Below are 18,455 nucleotides of genomic sequence, written 5' to 3' on the forward strand. Positions count from 1 at the left end.
CCTGCTGTTTTTTTAAGTGACGTTTTTCTTGATTTTCACCAAGAAGAACAGCGGGAGTTTGCCTCGAATTTGGGGCTGAAAATAATAAAAACTAAAACATAACTGTGGAGTTCGTTATGAAAAAGACACTAATTGCTGCTTTGGTGAGTGTTGCTTGTGGTGCAAATGCTGCAAGTATGGAAGATATTAATATTAGTGGTTTTGGTTCGGTTGGAATCGGTAAAGCGAACAATGATGTCAATTATGCGGGATACACCAGCGATAATCTGCAATGGGAGCAAGAGACGCTTGCTGGACTTCAGTTTGACTTTAATGTGAATGAGAAAGCTAAATTTGTAACGCAGATTGTTGCGAATAGTCGTTATGAATACGAACCAAAGATCGAGATGGCGTATGCATCATACGACTTTGAACGTTTTACTGCTCGTGCTGGTAAGCTACGCCTACCGCTGTTTTTCTACTCAGATTACACGGATCTTGGTTACGCTTATCCGATGATTCGTCCTTCGCAAGAGCTGTACGAAAATATCGTTTTAAAAAGCTATACCGGTGCTGATCTCTTGATCCCAGTAGAATTCGTTAATTCAAGTTTATTGATTCAACCCGTTATTGGTGTTGGCACCATTGACGAAGACGACTCTATTGTTGGCGAAGTTAAATTAGACAAATTGATGGGTGTGAGTGCGAACTGGAACGTAGGGGATATGACGTTCCGTGGTTCTTACTTTGTTGCTGAATCGAACCCATCTTGTAACTTTAACGACGATAGTTTGTTTGCTGACCCATATTGTCGAATGGGCAAAATGTTAGACAGTAAAGACGGTCAGTTTATTTCACTTGGTGCACAGTATGACAACGGTGATTTAATCGCTAACATCGAAGGTGCGGATGTGCAGCTAGATGGTGAGTTCTATGACTATCAATCTATTTCTGCTTTAGTTGGCTATAGAGTCAATGAGTTTACTCCTTATTTATCAATCAACTGGGTAGAAACGACTGACAATGAAGAGCGTACTAATATGACAGGCGTTCAGTCTGCTCTTAGAGAGGCTTTAAACTACGAGCGTCTATCTTACTCTGTTGGTTCACGTTGGGATTTTGCTAAGAATATGTCACTTAAAGTTGATGTTACTTACGTTGACTACAAAGGTACTAGCGGCGGCTTCCAAGAGAATATCGAAACAGTCGGTACATATTTCGCAACAGGCAATTTCTTTGAAGATGACTCAATCTTGTATTCAGCTAAGTTAGACTTCGTATTCTAAGGTATCAGTATGAAAAAGTTACTAACGCTTATGGCAGCAACGTTTATTTCGTTTAATACTGCTGCGGGTATGGTTGTTATCGGCAATAGCGCAGGTGTTGATGCGTTAACCAATGCTGATGTGAAAAAATTATTCATGGGTAAATCAAACCAACTGGGTAATGGCAGTAAAGTTCAAATTGTTGAGCTTGTTGATGGCGCTGAAGGTCGTATTGCTTTTCATGAAGTAGCAACGGGTCGTTCAGAGTCCCAACTGCAATCCGCTTGGGCTCGCTTAGTGTTCACTGGTAAAGCTGAAGCGCCAGTCCAAGTTGCTGATTACAGTGCCGTAATCAATCAAGTCGCTTCAAACACGAACGCGATTGGTTATGTTGATGAAGCTGCACTTACTGGCGATGTCAAAGTACTTCTTAAGTACTAATTTCTGGCGATACAACATAGCTCAATAAAGATCTACAAAGCCCGATAACGAGTGCGGTATCGGGCTTTCGTGTTTCTATGCTAGGTAAACCTGAATGATGGGCCAGTTTACTTTTAATCGCGCATGTTCAAAATTAGAACCGCAGCTAATGCCAAAAACGCTGTCATCATTAGGAATACGTCGTTGTAGGCCATGATTGCGGCGTCACGTTGCATGGTTCCTAACAGGCTAGCCTGAGCTTGTTGCATTGCTGTTGCGGCATCGCTTCCCGATTGGATAAAGAACGCTTGTTGATCTTTGAGTGTTTGCCAACCTAATTGACTAACAGAAGGCAGTGATTCCTTAATATGAGCCAAATGCTCACGTGTTTTATTATCAAGTAGCGTCGCAATAATCGCGATACTAAAAGCACCACCTAAGTTACGCATCACATTGGTTAAGGTCGAAGCATCAGGTGTATCCATTTTACTGATGTTCTTCATCGCAACCAAAGACAGTGGAACCATAATAAATGGGCTGCCAATCGCGCGTAGAACCATCGATAGAATCAGCTGCTGACCACCAAAATCGATTGTCATGTGTGTGTTTACGTAACAACTTAAACCAAACATTGCGAAACCGAAGGTCACTAGGTATTTAGGTTTAATTATCTGTGTGAGCTTAGGTACAATCGGGAAAATCAGTAGCTGTGGAAACCCCATCCACATGAGCACCTGACCAATTTCCATCGCGTTATACTGTTGTATTTGTGTTAAGTACAATGGCAAAACATAAATGGACCCGAGTAACGCCATTCCTAAAATCAGGTAGGCGATACACGACATGGCAAATTGAGCATCCCGCAATAGCCGCAAATTAACCAAGGGCTTTTTGTGTTGGAGTTCGTTTATCACGAAGTAAACCAGACTCACCGCCGACACAATACTCAAGCCAATGATGAAACTTGAGCTGAACCACTCCTCGCGGTTACCTTCTTCCAGCACCACTTCTAAGCAACCCAATCCGAGTGCCATGGTGGCGATACCAAACCAATCGGCCTTTTTAAGGGTACCAAGATCGAGTTTTTCATCGTCTAAGCCATAGCGGATCATGGTGATCACGAGTAGGGCTGGCGGAATGTTGATGTAGAAAATATAGTGCCAAGAGAAGTTCTCCGTCAGCCAACCACCAAATGTCGGGCCGATCGATGGAGCAAAGGTCGCGGTTACACCAAACAATGCCATACCCACAGCCCGTTTGTTAACCGGCAGTAACTGAATCACCAATGAGAATGCGAGCGGGATTAAAGCACCACCACTGAAGCCTTGCATCGCACGGAACACGATCATCGAGGTCATATTCCAAGAAAATGAACACAGCAAAGATGAAATGGTGAAGATAGCCGTCGTCCACGTTATGTAACGGCGTTTACCGAGCGCTTTAGAAAGCCAACCACTGAGTGGGATAGCGATCATCTCTGCAACTAGGTAAGACGTAGAGATCCAAGAGCTTTCATCCAAAGTGGCAGATAGTGCGCCTTGAATGTCTTTAAGAGACGAGTTGGTGATCTGAATATCTAAGATCGCCATGAACGCGCCAACTAGCCCGCCAAATAGGGCAATCCAATGGCGAGTGGATACCTCGTGATCATCATTAGTTTGGGTGACAACACCAGCGTTGCTCATGGTCTAGCCTCGTTTGTCTATGGTCGCTACCACAGATAAACCAGGAAGAAGACGACCTTTTAACCCTTGCTGATCTGGAATCGTAATTTTTACTGGGACACGTTGAACAATCTTGGTGAAGTTACCCGTTGCATTCTCTGGTGGAAGCAGCGCGAATTTAGCACCAGTAGCAGGGGAGAAGCTATCGACCACGCCCTCAAGCGGCTGACCCGGAAAAGCGTCTAGCTCTACTTCAACTGTTTGACCTTTGTGTATACCACTGAGTTGTGTCTCTTTGAAGTTGGCTTCAATCCACACTTGATTATTTGGCACTAAACTCATCAACGGTGCTCCAGCTTGAATCAACAAACCTTCACGCACACTGCGTTTACCAATAACACCGTCGGTAGGAGCGTACACTTTAGTATAATCAAGGTTTAACTGTGCTTGTTCTCTTTGTGCTTGAGCTTCTGTTACCGATGCATTGGCTTGCTCTATCTCACTCGCAATTACAATTAACTGATCATTGGTCGCAACGAGATTAGCTTTTGCTTCTTCCAAATCGGCTTGGGTCACTTTTTGTTGTGCTACCATGCTGTCGACTTCATCTTGAGAGGCGTAATTGCGTTTTAATAGGCTACGAGAACGAACTACTTGTTGAGTCGCACGTTCGTATTCAGCTTGTGCGGAATCAACACGGCTTTCAGCTTGGTTTATTTTGCTACGTTGTAACGTCTGTTGTGCTACAAGGTTTTTCACATCGGATTGAACGACAGATAAATGGGCACTGGCCTGAGCAAGAGCCGATTGGTAATCACGGTCATCAATTTGCACCAACAAATCACCAGCTTTTACCGATTGGTTGTCACTCACGTAAGACTTTACAATATAGCCTGAGACTTTAGGGCTAATGTTAGTAATGTCGCCTTGAAGGTAGGCATTGTCGGTTGATTCAAAGTACTGACCATAACCGTACCAATATCCCGCGCCTGCTAAACCCAATGACAGCATGATCGCAGTGGCAATAAGCGGAGCTTTTTTACGTCTTGTTTTGCTTACTGTGTGCGAAGCGTTGTTTTTCTCTGTCATTTCTTTTTCTCATTTTGTTTTTATTTAGATGTAACGAATTGTAAATGAATATCATTAATTGATAAGATAGGAAAAAAGAGAAACACTGTTGCAAAAATTTTACTAATGATAGTTTTAGGAATACGTGATGGACTTAAATGCTGTAACTGTTTTTACACAAGTTGTTGATTGTGGGAGTTTTACGCAGGCTGCTGAAACACTTAACATGACTAAGTCGACCGTAAGCCGAAAATTGGCAGAGTTAGAACAGCATTTAGGTGTGAGGTTGATCACTCGATCGACCAGAAGTTTGCTGCTAACACCAGAGGGAGAACGATTTTATCAATCAAGTATTCAAATGCATGAAATCATGAGCCAAGCCGAACTCGAAGTATCCGCAAATCAAGATCTGATTCGTGGCCCTTTAAATGTGGTACTCCCCGTCGAACTAGGTCACCAAGTGTTGGCTAAATATATACACAGTTTCTTGAAAGAACATCCAAATGTCACATTGAATTTAGAGCTGACGAATCGCGAAGTTGATATCATTTCGGAAGGTATCGACCTTTACGCGCAAATTGGTGAGCTAGTGGATTCAAGTTTGGTTTCTCGATATCTGACAACATCAAAACGTGTACTGGTAGCGAGTCCTGAATATTTAGAACAGTTTGGTGATATCAAAACTCCTACAGATCTAAAGTCACCATTTAGGTTGATTGAAGTCGTTAACAAAGCAGCACGCTTACCTAAATGGCATTTGCAGCTGGAGGATGGAGAGTCGATTTTGATAGAGTTGCCGTGTCAGTTGAGGGTAAACACGATTACAGCCTGCCTTACTGCTTGTGTCGATGGGTTGGGGATAGCCGTTTTACCGGAGTTCATCTGTCGAGATCACTTTCAAACAGGCAAATTAGTACGACTATTGCCTGAGTATGACATGCCTGAGGTATCCGTGAGTTTGGTGTATGCAGACAGGCAGTTGATGCCAAAACGCAAGAAAGTCTTTATCGATTACCTATTAACAGCCTTTCAAAATAGAGTTAACGAAAGAACTGAATAAAGGCATATTGTATTGGAAGCAACAAAAGTAATCGGCTGCTTAACTCTAGCTATCTAGATATTCGGGTTAACTCATTAACAATGCTTAACAGCGCTCACAGAAAAACGAACTTTCTAACAAGTCCGTTTTTCTGTTTCTGATGGCTCAATGTGGTTGTAAGCCAAATTTTAAATTAGCTCTTTTTCTCTGTGTACTCTAGCTTGTAGAAGTGAGCTTCACTTTGTCCATTTGTAAATTGGTTATATACGCCAGCTTTGAAGTAGCTTAATAGGTGGCGCCAATAATCAATATCCTGCTCAACTTTACGTTCACCGTTTACGTCAACAATGAGTTTCTTATCACCAACGATTAGGTCAAATGCTGTTGGTTTGCCTTCTGGCGCTTTGCCTAAGTCGAACTGAGAATATGCTACGTCTGATTTGCACATTTCCTTATCTTTGTTCTTCTTACCAAACGTTCCTTTACAAATGACAGCGTTGTTTTTAACGATTGCCCAGAAATGCCCTTTAATACCATTATTGTCACGTTTCCATACAACACGCAGCAAAGGGTGAGGGACATTGTGAGTACCGAGGTTATCTAGGCCTTTGTTGTGTACTTGTAGAAAAGTAATCTCGTCTTGTTTAGAGTCTGAGTTCTTCATCGACTCTTCAGGGTTTATGATCTCCACTTCCGAACTCAATTTGTATGTTTCATTTGCTAAGTCTGTGCGGAAGTTCTCCTGAACGCGTAGCTCGTTACGCAGGTGGTCATTTTTCATGGTAAAGACTAGCGCTTCACTTTCTTTGTCGACATAAAAATTGTTGTTCACTATGCCGTCGTAGTTATTATCGAGTGCAAAATAGCCTTTGTTGCCTTTCTTTCCGTTAGGATCTGAAATTTGAAGTTCAGATTCTGACAAAACATTTTGGTATTGAGAGTAATTAGAAGGTTCGCCTAAAGCTCCTTCTGGGTTCGAAAACTGAACATTAGCCGTTGCCGCAGAAGAAAAAGCAAGAAGGGCGTAGCAAGCGAGTAGGGTCTTATTCATCAAAAATATCTCTTTTGTATTATTATCGGTCAATATTGATATTGATATTGATATCACTTTTGAGGTTTATGTGAAAATATCTGTGTTTGAAATTGTGGTCGGTATCCAATTTTCTTGCACAAAAATAGAGAGAATTAGGTCTCGATAGGGATTGATGCTTGAAAGCCAAAAGGTGGATTTTTGCTTTAGTTAAATCGTGGTTGAGATAAGTGAGGTTATAGAGCCTGTTAAACGGAATATTTTCCAAAGAAAACTGGAATATACAGTAAGTATCATTTTAATGAGTTAAACTAGATAATTGTGTACTTATTGTCATTATCGGGCGGATGGAGGGGACTATACTGGACTCATACCTAATCAGAGGAACCACCATGAAAACACTCATTAAATCAGTATTGGCACTTAGTATCTTAACAGCTGGCTCGGCTCAGGCATTCGAATTAACGAGTAATGATATTCAAGAAGGTCACCCAATGGCGAAGACGTTTGAATACTCAAGTTGGGGTTGTAACGGCGATAACCTATCACCACAATTGATGTGGAAAGATGCTCCAGCAGGAACCAAAAGCTTTGCAATCACGGCTTATGATCCAGATGCTCCGACTGAAAGTGGTTTCTGGCACTGGGTAGCGTTTGATATTCCAGCAACAGTGAGCGAGCTACCTCGTGGTGTCGACATCTCTAAAATGGGTGGCAAAGAAGGCCGCATAGATTATGGAACGGTAGGTTTCGGTGGCGCTTGTCCTCCTGAAAAAGGTGGCATGCACCGCTACCAGTTCACGGTTTGGGCATTGCCAACGGACAAGCTCAACCTAGACGAAAACACGCCGTCGGCTGTGGTTGGATTCACGTTGAACAGCATGGCTCTAGACAAAGCGAAACTGACGGCAACTTATACACGTTAATAGCTTTATACACGTTGATAATTTACACACGCTAATAAAGCGACCAGTTATTGATGCGATAGCTGGTCGTTGATAATAAGTAAACAAGGGGGATGAGATGAATCATCAATATCAAGTGACGATCTTTCGTGCAGAGCAGTTACAAAAGCTACGTAATGTGAGGATTCTATCTCCTAGTATCATTCAGATCATTACAGGCAGTAAGCGCCTGTTTTGGAAAGATTCAGCGGCAGAACTCTCACATTCTGAGCTGTTGTTGTGTGAGGCATCAGCTTCACTAAGTTTTGAGAACATGCCCCACAAAGGGCGCTTCTTATCACGAGTGTTCAGCTTTCAATTCCAACCTTCTCAGGCGATGCTTGGTTTAAGTGAGGAACGCTCGAATGATCTGGGGCTGCCTACAGTACAAGCGGACCGAAGCTTACAAGACTCACTCAACGCTCTGTTTTCCTTTGATAGACAAAGCATGAGTAAAGAGACCCAACAGTTTTGGTTGCAGGGCTTATACCAGCAATTAGCCGAAAAAGGGGTATTGCATCGATTGTTTGCCAGTGCCAACGTTTCGTTTAGCCAAAAGCTAAGTCATTACCTTTCTCATTCACCTTTTGAGAAGCATCCGCTAGAGTCGGTAGCGGAACGCTTTGCGATGAGCCGCGCCACGCTTATCCGTAAATTGAAACTTGAAGGAATGCAATATCGTGAGGTACTGGCTGAAGTTCGGTTGAGTCATGCGCTTTATCTGATGCAAAACGGACAGCAGAATGTTGCTGTGTTGGCTCAATCTTGCGGTTACCAATCAGAAGGTCGTTTTAGTCAGCGCTTTAAAGGCAAATTTGGTTTGTCGCCAAGCGAATACATCAAGACAGTCGTCAGCAATAGAGTCGCGAGCAATAAAGTCGCGACGCCATAACCATTCGGTTTGTCCTAAACGCTCACTTTCTTATCTCGTGCTGCCAATGCCGCAAAAATCGTGCACGCGAAAGCAACAGATGCGATCAGCAGAATGGGAACACTCCAAGAATCGGTTTGAGCATGAAGCTTACCCACTAGCGTTGGGCCTGTTGCCGCTAAAGCATAACCAATTCCTTGAGCCATACCAGACAACGAAGCCGCTTGACTGCTATTCGATGTTCTCAGGCCAACAAAAGAGAGCGCGATAATAAACGTAGAGCAGTTGGCTAATCCAAAGAGTCCCACCCAAAAGATTGCAAACTCAGGCAAATACAACAGCCCAATTAATCCAATAAATACACTCGAAGTACAAAGCGTGATGAGCCATTGTTGGTTATCGCTTTTACCTAAGAACGGCAGTAACAGCAATCCCGGAACCATGGTCGAAAATTGTAGAAATCCATAAATATAGCCCGCGTCGATTTCGCTGTAGCCAAGGTCGTTCAAGATCTGTGGAAGCCAGCCTGCCAAAGAATAGAAGGTAAATGAGTTAAGCCCAAGAGCTAGTGTCACTTGCCATGCAACGCCACTCTTGATCATCTTCTGCATCGGAATAGGCTTTTCTTGATACTTGTTATTGGTTGCTGAAGAAGAGCGCTTTCTGATCTTAGGCAACCAAATCATCAAAGCTAATATTGGGAATATTAGGTTCATTAACAGTGCTAATTGCCAACCCGTAATCGTGAATAAGGTTAGATTCGAAAACGGCACCATCAAACTTGAGCCTAACGTCGAACCGATGCCCATCGTAAAAATGTACAAAGAAGTGACTGTCGCAATACGAGTAGGGAAGCTAATTTTCACTACTACGGGCAACAACACATTACCAATCGCGATACCAAGTCCAATCATTACTGTGCCGATGTATAACGTCGGAATTGCTCCAAAAGAACGCAGTGTAATACCCGTAGTGATCAAAACTAAGCCTAAGAGCAAGCTTGGTTCTAGACCAATTCGTTCGGATATTTTGGTGACTAATGGTGAAAATAAGGCAAAAGTTAACAGTGGCAAAGCTGTTAAGAAGCCAGCAGCCGACGACGTAAGGTTGAGGCCTTCCATAACCTGAGAAAGCACAGGAGCTAAGCTCGTAAAAGGCCCACGCAGGTTAAGTGCTAGAAATAGAATCCCTAACATGACGAAAATGCTATTACGAAGAGAGACGCTCATAGGTTGTTCTACTGTTTGCTTATGAGAAGAAAAGCTAGCCTACAGGTCATTGAATGATTACACAAATACCGTTTAAATAGGTTTACTAATGATTGAACGTGCGCAGTACGCGCTTTACCAGAGAAGGTCACCCATGACTGAATTGAATATCGATAAACTCATCTCACATTTCCCATTACTTCAACAAGTGATTGCATTGGAAGAAGTGGTTTGGTTTAACCCAAATGTGACGACTCTGGAGCGCGGTTTACCTTATGTGGGATTGGGCGAGCAAGATATTCATGATGCGAGTTTGAGGTTACAAAGGTTTGCCCCTTATCTGGCGAAGGCATTTCCTGAAACTCATGTGACGAATGGCATCATCGAATCTGAGCTTATCGATATCCCTGCAATGAAGTTGGCATTAGAAACTCATTATCAGCAGCCAATAAAAGGGCGTTTGATGATGAAGAAAGACAGCCATTTGCCGATTTCAGGTTCAATCAAAGCGCGCGGAGGTATTTATGAAGTACTAACGCATGCCGAGAAGCTTGCGATTGAAGCCGGGTTACTGTGTGAGAGCGATGACTACAGTAAGTTGCTCGAACCTGAGTTTCGTAACTTCTTCCAACAATACAGCATTGCGGTAGGTTCAACGGGTAACCTAGGTATGTCGATCGGTATCATGAGTGCCAAATTGGGCTTTACGGTCTCTGTTCACATGTCGGCAGACGCGAGAGCTTGGAAGAAAAGTAAACTGCGAGAGCACGGTGTTAACGTAGTCGAGTATCAACAAGATTATGGCGTTGCAGTAGAACAAGGACGGAAAGAGGCAGAACAAGATCCTCGATGCTTTTTCATTGATGATGAAAACTCACAAACACTGTTCCTTGGTTACTCTGTCGCAGGAGAAAGGCTTAAGCAGCAATTCGAGTTACAGGGGATTGTGGTTAATGAACAGCATCCTTTGTTTGTTTACTTGCCATGTGGAGTAGGTGGTGGCCCCGGTGGTGTCGCATTTGGATTGAAAATGGCTTTTGGTGATCACGTGCACTGTATTTTTGCTGAGCCGACTCATTCGCCTTGCATGTTGCTCGGTGTTCACTCGGGTTTGCATGATGAGATCGCAGTGCAAGATCTGGGGATAGACAATCTAACTGCTGCAGACGGTTTAGCGGTGGGGCGTGCTTCTGGCTTTGTTGGTCGTGCGATGGAGCGTTTGCTTGATGGTTACTACACATTAACCGACGAGCACATGTATCAATTACTAAGTGAACTGAATCAAGCCGAGGGGATTCAACTAGAGCCTTCAGCACTCGCGGGCATGCCGGGCGTGATTCATGTTGAGCAAAATAGCGAATACCTTGCTCGTCTACAAATTGATGAGTCGACGCTAGCGAATGCAACGCATCTTGTGTGGGCAACTGGCGGAGGCATGGTACCGAAAGAAGAAATGGCCGCTTACTTGGAAAAATTGTCGGTTTAGCCCTAAAGCGTTTATAAGCTCGCTGTTTGTTGATGCTTAGCTGTTACAAATATAAGCATTTAAAAAGATCAGTCATGATAGAAGAGTGTTGTTTATCGGTTGAACGCACTCTTTGTTACTCCTAAATCCAGTCGTTATTCAAACAATAACTTGCGCAGATCGTTATCCGAAACACATATTTTATAAATTAGGCTTCTTAGGTGTTCTAACTATCAGTTAGGTTGAGTGGCATTCAACTTGATAGGGATTTAGCAATGCAAACGGATAAAGTGATGCAGACAAGACACATAAACACACCAGAAAAATTACTCCAGCGTTTAGATGCGATTGGGGAGTCTTTGGAAGCATCGGGTAAGGCTCATGCTTTACTGGGATTGGGCTCCGTAGGTATTGAAACGGAGCGACTTGATCAGTATTCAGATGTCGATTTTTTCGCGATAGTACAAACGGGACATAAGCAGTATTTCTTAGACAGCTTGCATTGGCTATCTGATATTCACCCAATCGACTACGCAGTGAGAAACACCGTCGATGGCTATAAAGTCTTATACGCTGACGGAATCTTTTGCGAATTTGCGGTGTTTGAATCCCATGAGTTAGCGCATATTCCATTTGCTGAAGGGCGCATTGTTTGGCAGCAACCTGAATTTGATACGCAGTGTTGTGTTCCACCAGTAAAAGGGGAGGCACACGCAAACTCTCAAGAGTGGATCATTGGTGAGGCACTAACCAATCTTTATGTCGGCATGTCTCGTTATAACCGAGGCGAAAAGCTGTCGGGCAGTCGGTTCGTTCAATCTTACGCACTTGATCGTTTGATCGATCTTGTGGATCAAACTGAACAATCTGAGCCTGAATTCGTTGATGAGTTTATGTCGGATAGAAGGCTAGAAGCACGCTTTCCTAAGTTTGCTCAATTGCTACCAACCTTTACACAAGGTTACGAGCGCACGGCTGAATCGGCACTTGCCCAATTAGCATTTCTCAACACCCACTTCACGGTCAATCAAGCCATGTGTGACCGAATTACTGAACTGTGTTCCGGTAAAGATTAAGCCTATAACCTGTTAATCTTAAGACCTATTTTCCTGGTGCGCGTAAATAACAGTTGTCGCTCGTCTGTATTGTTGATAGGTTTTAACCATGAAATTTAATTCTGCTTCAACTTCAACTTCAATTTTCTTTTGGTGGTGCTCTCAATAGAGCAGCACGGAATACTTACATTCTTTAGCTGCTGGACGGTAGCTAAGAATGTCATCAAAAATGTCGCCTCTTTTTATCTCCAGTAGCCTTTTTAACTTGGAGATACACCATGAATACCAACTCAAAAAGCCATATCGACAGCAACAATAATACTGGCAGTAAGAACAATACCAACAAGCCTGAAATCATTCTGACTGGGGATAGGGCAACTGGGCCTTTGCATTTGGGTCATTATGTCGGTTCACTTCAACAGAGAGTCTCTTTGCAGCATATTCACAACCAAACGATCTTGGTCGCTGATATGCAAGGGCTTACCGACAATGCCCATAATCCCTCGAAGGTTTCTTCCAACATTCTCAATGTAGTCGCTGACTATCTTGCGGTGGGTATCGACCCGACCAAGACCACGATTTGTCTGCAATCACAACTGCCTGTGTTAGCTGAGCTCACGATGTTCTACAGCAATCTTGTTTCTATCGCTCGTTTGGAACGTAATCCAACGGTCAAAAGCGAGATTCAAAACAAAGCATTTGGACGCTCAATTCCAGCAGGCTTTCTCACTTATCCCATATCTCAGGCGGCAGACATCACCGCTTTCAACGCAACTTTAGTACCTGTCGGCGATGACCAACTACCGATGTTAGAACAAACCAATGAGATAGTGAGGAAAATGAATTCGTTGGCGGGTAAGCCAATCTTGAATGAATGCAGGCCACTTCTCAGTAATGCATCTCGTCTCCCTAGTACTGACGGTAAAAGTAAGATGTCTAAATCGATGGGCAACGCCATTAATTTGGGTGCGACAGAGAAAGAGATCAGAGCTGCCGTTAAATCCATGTATACCGACCCAAATCACCTACGAATTGAAGACCCTGGCAAGGTAGAAGGGAATATCGTGTTCACTTATCTTGATGCTTTTCACGCAGACGCTAATTATGTCAGTCAACTAAAAGAGCATTATCAAAAAGGTGGGCTGGGCGATGGTCAAACCAAAAAAGTATTGGAGGAGTGCTTGCAAGAAATGCTTCGTCCGATTCGCGAAAGAAGATCTGAGTTGCTGAATGACAAAGCGCAACTCATCGATATTTTACGCAGTGGCACCCAAGTCTCCAGAGAAAGAACGCAAAAGGTATTGTTCGATGTGAGAGAGGTATTCGGTTTAAATATACTTTAGCATACGGGCTTAAATTATCGATAAGGTATGAGTGCTTTTACTAGCAGGTTCCGTAATTCTAGCGACTGATATGTAAATAAAGTCAATTGATTTGAATGAAGAGGGCGATTGATTTATAAAATCGCCTTTGTGATTAGTTCTTGATGTTGATATGACCAAGCACACTGTCAAAGCCATATCTTCAAGTGTTGGTAATTAAATGAAAAATAAGGCATTACTCTCCATCTCATTTTCGGTTCTGGCTTTAATGTCTGGCTGTTCAGATGTCGTTAGGAGTGAATATGCGACTTATGCGCAAGCCAAAAAAGAGCGATTATTTGATAGAGGTTGGTTACCCGACATTCTTCCTGCCTCAACTAAAAAGATTGAAGTGAACAACAACCTAGATAGCAACACATCAGATGGGCGCTTTATTATCAATGATCCTGAATTATCGGAATTTATTGCAACATTGGAACCGAATGAATCTAACAGCGAATTTCAGTTTATCAAAGGCGACAATGTTTGGGTATTCAAGGTTGGAGACGACGATTTAATTACCTATACACTTGGTAAGCTCGAAGATCCTGAAAGCAATCTGATTGAGGACTCTCATTATTAAGCTTAATAATGAGCACTAAACCCGTATACTCTTTCGAAAGCGGACTTTTCATATTTACTTGTCTTATCACTGGATGTCGTCAACTAAATAAAATACAATCGAACAATGTTTTATTGATTCATGCGTTGTCATTATGGTGAGAAACTTAACCACATTCATCGTTAGCCTGTTTTTCTTAACTGCTTGTTCGACTGCGAGTAATAACAAGCTCGAAGACAAGGCTCTGAGCAACGAAGATACTGTGTCAAAAGGTGTAGTAGAGGAAGAAAGTCATCTCGATGTCATAAAGATACATGCTGACACAAGTGTTGCGCTTTTACATGACGAGGTAGCTAGCCACGATTCTAATGTGACTTTAGACTCCAACACGCAGTCTGACTCAAAGCAAGACTCTAATTCAAATACAAATACAGAAGCTGAATCTGTCGAAAACTCTCAAGCCGATGCGAAACTGGCCTCAGAAGATAGTGTTGAAGCTGGAAGTGAAAAAGGTATCGGAAGTTACTTTTTGCGCAATAACACACCGACCCAGAAAGTGATTAAATCTCTAGAAGGCGTGACAGACGCATTGAACGTCATGACATTTGGGATATTTGCTACAGGTCACGGGTAGCGGTTACACATTAGCTCCAACTCTACAGAACAAATCAAACGATGAAAGCGAGCCATGGGTTCGCTTTTTAGATCTTACCATTCTTTTTCATTGCTCTAATTGGTTTTCGTCAATCAGTGTTCTACGAGTTTGAGTCACGAGACCGTCAACGAAAGTAGGAATTTATTCGTTATGGAAGGGACTCGCGGAATTTGCTGCACTTGACTTGTTATATGCATCAAGGGTTCTAATATTCCTCCCTAATTAAGCAATGAAATCTAATCTTACAGAGACAACCCTTATATTCATTGGTGAGCATAGTAAAATCTTTGCTGTAACGTGTATTTGGGTTTAGTTATCAATATTCTAGGGAAGAGATATGAAGAATAAGAGTCTATTTTTAAGTGTCGCGATGGTGATGTTGTCAGCTCAAGCGAACGCATCAGATGCGAGTCATGAGTCTGTGGCAGACAGTGTTATCGCTGAACAAAGAGCGAACCTGTCCGAAAATACTCAAGGGAAAGGTTTCGGTCCGCAAGCCCCTCGTGATTTGGGGTCTTTAAAGGGGACCAACGCACGTTTGTTTTCGGATGCACCAGATTCTACCGCAATGAACTTGTGTAATATTCACTTCCACAAAAACGCTGAGCACAAAGGTGGAGAGTTTACTCAATACGCCGGCAACGGTGATGGTAAGGGCTTCCAAAGTGGTTTCAAATACACAGGTAAGCTAAGTGCGGCTGAACTTAAACCATTCGATCAAAAGGTTTGTCCAAGTGACCATGGTTCTCTTCACTCGGGAGATACTATTGAGGTGCATTACGTATATTCAACGGCGCAAGTTGAACCGGGTGAAACATTGGGCGCTTGTTTTAATAATGCAATTACCAACCCGCAGCTGCGTGTAGAAACCCAAGTTTTCGTGCTAGTCAATGACGGCAAAGCTCTCGACTTCGAAGCATTAGCGAAGCACTCTAAAGTCAACGGTTTAAACCAAGCTCCAAATATTCCACAAAATACGGGGTCAGCTATTCAATACGCAGGCTCTACAACGGGCCCTGGCTATAATGAACAAGGTTCGCCGTTCCAAGTAACATGGAGCGTGAGACCACAAGTAGCGAAAGTAAACATTGCGACGGTTGGCAGCTGGTGTGAAGGCAATGACTTCAACGAAGATCACGCGCATGGAGTGAGAAACATAGTTGTAAACCCAGAGTTGTTGTCACCAATAGCGAACTAATCTTGTCACGTTGATTTGTAATCAATATTTTTCAAAGGCGAGCCACTAGGTTTGCCTTTTTATGTCTTAACGAAAAATACCTTGGTTCTTGCTTACTAGACATGCTTACTGGGTAAATTACGTGTGACACTTATTCAAAACATGCGCAGCGCGAATCGTTGTTAGTCAAAAACGTTCTTTACCAGAATCAAGGCTGCATGGTACGTTCTGGATCAATCATGCTGACTTATAAGTAAGGACAAGCCGATGTCATTGGAAGGTGCAGTTACATTCTTTATTGCCATGTTTATATTTGGTATCACTCCAGGACCTGGAGTCTTTGCCATTTTAGCTCGTGGCATGGTTCAGGGATGGCGAAAATGCATCACTCTTTCGTTAGGAATGATATGCAGTGATCTTATTTATCTTACGCTTGCCTGTTTTGGTCTCGCGACGATTGCTGAGAATTGGTCGTTTTCTTTCGAGGTGATTCGCTACGTTGGTGCCGCTTATTTGATTTACTTAGGCTACAAGATGTTTAAGAGCCTACCTGAAGTGCAAGGTTCAGCGGAGCTCGCGGCCAAGCAAAGTCAGAAATCAGAACTCGCCAGTTTTGCGCAAGGGTTTTTAATTTCGGCATCAAATCCCAAAGTAATTTTGTTCTATATTTCGTTCTTGCCAACTTTCGTTGATCTAACGGTTTTGCGTTCACAAGATATCGTCTTGGTTTCTGTTTTAGCATCTGTTGCTCTGATGTCCGGTTTAATGCTAATTGCAATGGGGGCGGGCAGAATGGCAAGTTTACTTAAAACGCCACGCGCACATAAAAGATTAAACCAAAGTGCAGGTGGAATAATGATTGCGGCTGGATCATATTTGGCGATAAATCGATAAACATGACTTTTTAAGCACGATTTTCAAACAAGAAGGCGAACCAAATGGTTCGCCTTTTTTATTAGACATAGACGGATTAGGTATCGATCAAAGCAATTTTCATAAAAATCTAGCGCTTACAAAAACGTTTACTGACGAGATCTAAGCGTCTACGAAAATTACTTCACCAGTAAGGAAGCCATCGACTGAACGCTCGAAGGCTTTGCCTACTAATTTGCTTGGTACAGGTTCAAAGCCTGGCATCATTTCACCGTAAACGTCCCATGCTTCAGCAAGAACGGTCGGGTTAATGACATTGATACGAGTATTTCTTGGCATTTCATAAGCGACACACTTTACGAAGGTGTCTATCGCACCGCTTGTGGTTGCGTCGGCAATTGCAAAAGGGATTGGTTTAACGTTCAATATGCCACTAATCAGCGTAAATGAACCACCGTCAGCGATGTACTTTTGGCCGATACGAACAAGGTTAATTTGTCCCATCATCTTGCTCATTACCGTGGTCATCCACTGTTCTTCCGTCATATCCGCAAAGGTATTGTATTCGCAGAGGCCAACGGTGTTCACAACCGCATCAAAGTGTCCAACGTTCTTGTACAGCGCTTCAATTGATTGTGGGTCAGTGATGTCAACAATATGGTCTACATCGCCAGAGCGACCCGCAGTGATAACGTTATGATTGCCTAAGCCCATTAATGCTGCTTGACCCATCTTGCCACGTGCGCCAATTAGAATGATTGTTTTCATATTGTTCTCCGATCTGTATGTGTTTCGTTTCGATGGAAGAACTTTAACCAAATAGCTAAACAAGTAGAAACAAAGCTTAATTGTGAGTGTTACTGGTTTTTCTTGTGCAGTGTTACACTCACAAAGAATCCAATTTCAGAGCGGTAGGTAAGTTTGAGCAAATTAGACCGATTAGACATAAAGCAACTCAGGGTTTTCCAAGCGCTAATACGTGAAGAGAACGCATCCAAAGCCGCCAATCAATTGGGGCTGACTCAGCAAGCTGTTAGTGAGCATTTGAAGAAACTAAGAGAAGTGTTCGACGATAGGTTATTTGTAAGGAAAACTAATGGCTTTGTCCCGACGACGTTTGCACAAGAGCTATCGATAGGAGTGGATCGTTTACTTATCGATTTCAATTTGTTGTTATCAAAGACCAACTTTGTGCCGGAGAAAGCTAACGGGACGTTTGTGATTGCGGCGACGGATTATGCCCAGCAGATCATCCTACCAAGCTTAATTGCAAAGCTAAGGGAGCAAGCGCCAAAGTTAAAGTTGATTGTGCGTGACTTCGAAATCGATAATCTGCAGGAGCTAATGGAAAGCGGTAAGGTGAACTTAGCCATCGCATTCCCTGATTACATTCCAGATAGTTATAAAGTCATTAAGCTGTTTGAAGAGAACCATGTTTGTGTTACTTCACCTCATTCATCTATCGCACAAACCACGCCTTCATTAGAAGAGGTTGCAAGTTATCCAACCATAATTGCGTCACCATCACGTCCAAACTTTAAAGGGTCGATTGACGAATGGTTTGGGAAGTTCGGATTAAAGCGCAATGTCGTAGTATCCGCCCCGTGTTTCTCGATTGTGCCTATGTATTTAAACACCACTGACTCGATTGCTTTCTTACCATCCAGAGCGATAGAAGGGCTGAACCTAGTCAAACTTCCAATGGAACAATCGCCTGAGAGTTTCGATGTGATAGCCGCTTGGCACCCGAGATATAATGACGATCCGCTACAAAAATGGGTTACATCTTTATTAGAAATCGATTAGTGGGAAGAGTGTC

General features: G+C 42.9%; 18 protein-coding genes. 13 read left to right on the forward strand and 5 right to left on the reverse strand.

Features of this window, described 5'->3' with window-relative positions; translation table 11 throughout:
* Positions 1–116: 116 nt before the first annotated feature.
* Both IQO02_RS14310 and IQO02_RS14315 read left to right on the forward strand, forming a co-directional pair.
* Positions 117–1,265 (forward strand): hypothetical protein, encoded by a 1,149-nt coding sequence (locus tag IQO02_RS14310; protein ID WP_010429365.1) that lies wholly within the window; start codon positions 117–119, stop codon positions 1,263–1,265.
* A 9-nt stretch (positions 1,266–1,274) separates the two neighbouring features.
* The gene (locus IQO02_RS14315; RefSeq protein ID WP_010429368.1) at positions 1,275–1,685 is read left to right on the forward strand and encodes a phosphate ABC transporter substrate-binding protein; all 411 of its coding nucleotides are present in this window, start codon (positions 1,275–1,277) and stop codon (positions 1,683–1,685) included.
* A gap of 113 nt (positions 1,686–1,798) precedes the next feature.
* On the opposite strand, the gene IQO02_RS14320 is transcribed toward IQO02_RS14315, so the two are convergent.
* Positions 1,799–3,349 carry a DHA2 family efflux MFS transporter permease subunit gene (locus IQO02_RS14320; RefSeq protein WP_010429371.1) on the reverse strand — a complete coding sequence of 517 codons (1,551 nt, stop codon included), beginning with the start codon at positions 3,347–3,349 and terminating at the stop codon, positions 1,799–1,801.
* 3 nt (positions 3,350–3,352) lie between these two features.
* On the reverse strand, positions 3,353–4,417 hold the full coding sequence (locus IQO02_RS14325; protein ID WP_010429374.1) for an HlyD family secretion protein: 1,065 nt from the start codon (positions 4,415–4,417) through the stop codon (positions 3,353–3,355).
* Between the two features lie 127 nt (positions 4,418–4,544).
* On the opposite strand from IQO02_RS14325, the gene IQO02_RS14330 reads away from it, so the two are divergent.
* A complete protein-coding gene (locus tag IQO02_RS14330) occupies positions 4,545–5,456 on the forward strand; it encodes a LysR family transcriptional regulator (RefSeq protein ID WP_010429377.1) in 912 nt (303 codons plus the stop codon).
* A gap of 172 nt (positions 5,457–5,628) precedes the next feature.
* On the opposite strand, the gene IQO02_RS14335 is transcribed toward IQO02_RS14330, so the two are convergent.
* Positions 5,629–6,486, reverse strand: a complete 858-nt coding sequence (locus IQO02_RS14335; RefSeq protein WP_016784197.1) for a polysaccharide lyase family 7 protein — start codon at positions 6,484–6,486, stop codon at positions 5,629–5,631.
* Between the two features lie 371 nt (positions 6,487–6,857).
* Between IQO02_RS14335 and IQO02_RS14340 the strand changes: the two genes are divergently transcribed.
* Together IQO02_RS14340 and IQO02_RS14345 are read left to right on the forward strand one after the other, a co-directional pair.
* Entirely contained in the window at positions 6,858–7,391 is a 534-nt protein-coding gene (locus IQO02_RS14340) for a YbhB/YbcL family Raf kinase inhibitor-like protein (protein WP_016784198.1), read from the forward strand.
* A 97-nt stretch (positions 7,392–7,488) separates the two neighbouring features.
* Complete coding sequence (locus IQO02_RS14345) at positions 7,489–8,301, forward strand: helix-turn-helix transcriptional regulator (protein WP_016796500.1); 813 nt, start codon at positions 7,489–7,491, stop codon at positions 8,299–8,301.
* Between the two features lie 14 nt (positions 8,302–8,315).
* Here the strand turns inward: IQO02_RS14345 and IQO02_RS14350 are convergent, their stop codons facing one another.
* On the reverse strand, positions 8,316–9,509 hold the full coding sequence (locus IQO02_RS14350; RefSeq protein ID WP_016796501.1) for an MFS transporter: 1,194 nt from the start codon (positions 9,507–9,509) through the stop codon (positions 8,316–8,318).
* A gap of 133 nt (positions 9,510–9,642) precedes the next feature.
* Here IQO02_RS14350 and IQO02_RS14355 point away from each other — a divergent pair, with 133 nt between their 5' ends.
* The 7 genes from IQO02_RS14355 (at position 9,643) to IQO02_RS14385 (ending at position 16,657) form a co-directional block, all read left to right on the forward strand.
* Entirely contained in the window at positions 9,643–10,974 is a 1,332-nt protein-coding gene (locus IQO02_RS14355; RefSeq protein WP_016768833.1) for a D-serine ammonia-lyase, read from the forward strand.
* 254 nt (positions 10,975–11,228) lie between these two features.
* Positions 11,229–12,029 carry a hypothetical protein gene (locus IQO02_RS14360; RefSeq protein WP_016768834.1) on the forward strand — a complete coding sequence of 267 codons (801 nt, stop codon included), beginning with the start codon at positions 11,229–11,231 and terminating at the stop codon, positions 12,027–12,029.
* Between the two features lie 257 nt (positions 12,030–12,286).
* Complete coding sequence (trpS, locus tag IQO02_RS14365; protein ID WP_016794783.1) at positions 12,287–13,351, forward strand: tryptophan--tRNA ligase; 1,065 nt, start codon at positions 12,287–12,289, stop codon at positions 13,349–13,351.
* Between the two features lie 199 nt (positions 13,352–13,550).
* Positions 13,551–13,952 (forward strand): hypothetical protein, encoded by a 402-nt coding sequence (locus IQO02_RS14370; RefSeq protein WP_016768835.1) that lies wholly within the window; start codon positions 13,551–13,553, stop codon positions 13,950–13,952.
* A gap of 133 nt (positions 13,953–14,085) precedes the next feature.
* Complete coding sequence (locus IQO02_RS14375) at positions 14,086–14,565, forward strand: hypothetical protein (RefSeq protein WP_016768836.1); 480 nt, start codon at positions 14,086–14,088, stop codon at positions 14,563–14,565.
* A 358-nt stretch (positions 14,566–14,923) separates the two neighbouring features.
* Complete coding sequence (locus IQO02_RS14380) at positions 14,924–15,784, forward strand: delta-class carbonic anhydrase (protein WP_010429404.1); 861 nt, start codon at positions 14,924–14,926, stop codon at positions 15,782–15,784.
* Positions 15,785–16,030: 246 nt separating this feature from the next.
* Positions 16,031–16,657, forward strand: coding sequence for a LysE family translocator (locus IQO02_RS14385; protein ID WP_016784203.1), 627 nt, complete (start codon positions 16,031–16,033; stop codon positions 16,655–16,657).
* 141 nt (positions 16,658–16,798) lie between these two features.
* Here IQO02_RS14385 and IQO02_RS14390 read toward each other — a convergent pair whose 3' ends face one another.
* Entirely contained in the window at positions 16,799–17,404 is a 606-nt protein-coding gene (locus tag IQO02_RS14390) for a short chain dehydrogenase (RefSeq protein WP_010429409.1), read from the reverse strand.
* Between the two features lie 153 nt (positions 17,405–17,557).
* Between IQO02_RS14390 and IQO02_RS14395 the strand changes: the two genes are divergently transcribed.
* On the forward strand, positions 17,558–18,442 hold the full coding sequence (locus IQO02_RS14395; RefSeq protein WP_010429411.1) for a LysR family transcriptional regulator: 885 nt from the start codon (positions 17,558–17,560) through the stop codon (positions 18,440–18,442).
* Positions 18,443–18,455 lie beyond the last annotated feature (13 nt).

The sequence above is a fragment of the Vibrio sp. OPT24 genome (assembly GCF_015163545.1).
Lineage (GTDB): Bacteria > Pseudomonadota > Gammaproteobacteria > Enterobacterales > Vibrionaceae > Vibrio > Vibrio cyclitrophicus.

What these genes read in the sequence shown, in the direction of transcription:
- IQO02_RS14385 (WP_016784203.1), top strand. Translation starts at nt 16,031, where the DNA reads ATGTCATTGGAAGGTGCAGTTACATTCTTTATTGCCATGTTTATATTT.
- IQO02_RS14355 (WP_016768833.1), top strand. Translation starts at nt 9,643, where the DNA reads ATGACTGAATTGAATATCGATAAACTCATCTCACATTTCCCATTACTT.
- IQO02_RS14325 (WP_010429374.1), bottom strand. Translation starts at nt 4,417, where the DNA reads ATGACAGAGAAAAACAACGCTTCGCACACAGTAAGCAAAACAAGACGT.
- IQO02_RS14330 (WP_010429377.1), top strand. Translation starts at nt 4,545, where the DNA reads ATGGACTTAAATGCTGTAACTGTTTTTACACAAGTTGTTGATTGTGGG.
- IQO02_RS14320 (WP_010429371.1), bottom strand. Translation starts at nt 3,349, where the DNA reads ATGAGCAACGCTGGTGTTGTCACCCAAACTAATGATGATCACGAGGTA.
- IQO02_RS14370 (WP_016768835.1), top strand. Translation starts at nt 13,551, where the DNA reads ATGAAAAATAAGGCATTACTCTCCATCTCATTTTCGGTTCTGGCTTTA.
- IQO02_RS14360 (WP_016768834.1), top strand. Translation starts at nt 11,229, where the DNA reads ATGCAAACGGATAAAGTGATGCAGACAAGACACATAAACACACCAGAA.
- IQO02_RS14345 (WP_016796500.1), top strand. Translation starts at nt 7,489, where the DNA reads ATGAATCATCAATATCAAGTGACGATCTTTCGTGCAGAGCAGTTACAA.
- IQO02_RS14375 (WP_016768836.1), top strand. Translation starts at nt 14,086, where the DNA reads ATGGTGAGAAACTTAACCACATTCATCGTTAGCCTGTTTTTCTTAACT.
- IQO02_RS14310 (WP_010429365.1), top strand. Translation starts at nt 117, where the DNA reads ATGAAAAAGACACTAATTGCTGCTTTGGTGAGTGTTGCTTGTGGTGCA.
- IQO02_RS14340 (WP_016784198.1), top strand. Translation starts at nt 6,858, where the DNA reads ATGAAAACACTCATTAAATCAGTATTGGCACTTAGTATCTTAACAGCT.
- IQO02_RS14380 (WP_010429404.1), top strand. Translation starts at nt 14,924, where the DNA reads ATGAAGAATAAGAGTCTATTTTTAAGTGTCGCGATGGTGATGTTGTCA.
- IQO02_RS14390 (WP_010429409.1), bottom strand. Translation starts at nt 17,404, where the DNA reads ATGAAAACAATCATTCTAATTGGCGCACGTGGCAAGATGGGTCAAGCA.
- trpS (WP_016794783.1), top strand. Translation starts at nt 12,287, where the DNA reads ATGAATACCAACTCAAAAAGCCATATCGACAGCAACAATAATACTGGC.
- IQO02_RS14315 (WP_010429368.1), top strand. Translation starts at nt 1,275, where the DNA reads ATGAAAAAGTTACTAACGCTTATGGCAGCAACGTTTATTTCGTTTAAT.
- IQO02_RS14350 (WP_016796501.1), bottom strand. Translation starts at nt 9,509, where the DNA reads ATGAGCGTCTCTCTTCGTAATAGCATTTTCGTCATGTTAGGGATTCTA.
- IQO02_RS14335 (WP_016784197.1), bottom strand. Translation starts at nt 6,486, where the DNA reads ATGAATAAGACCCTACTCGCTTGCTACGCCCTTCTTGCTTTTTCTTCT.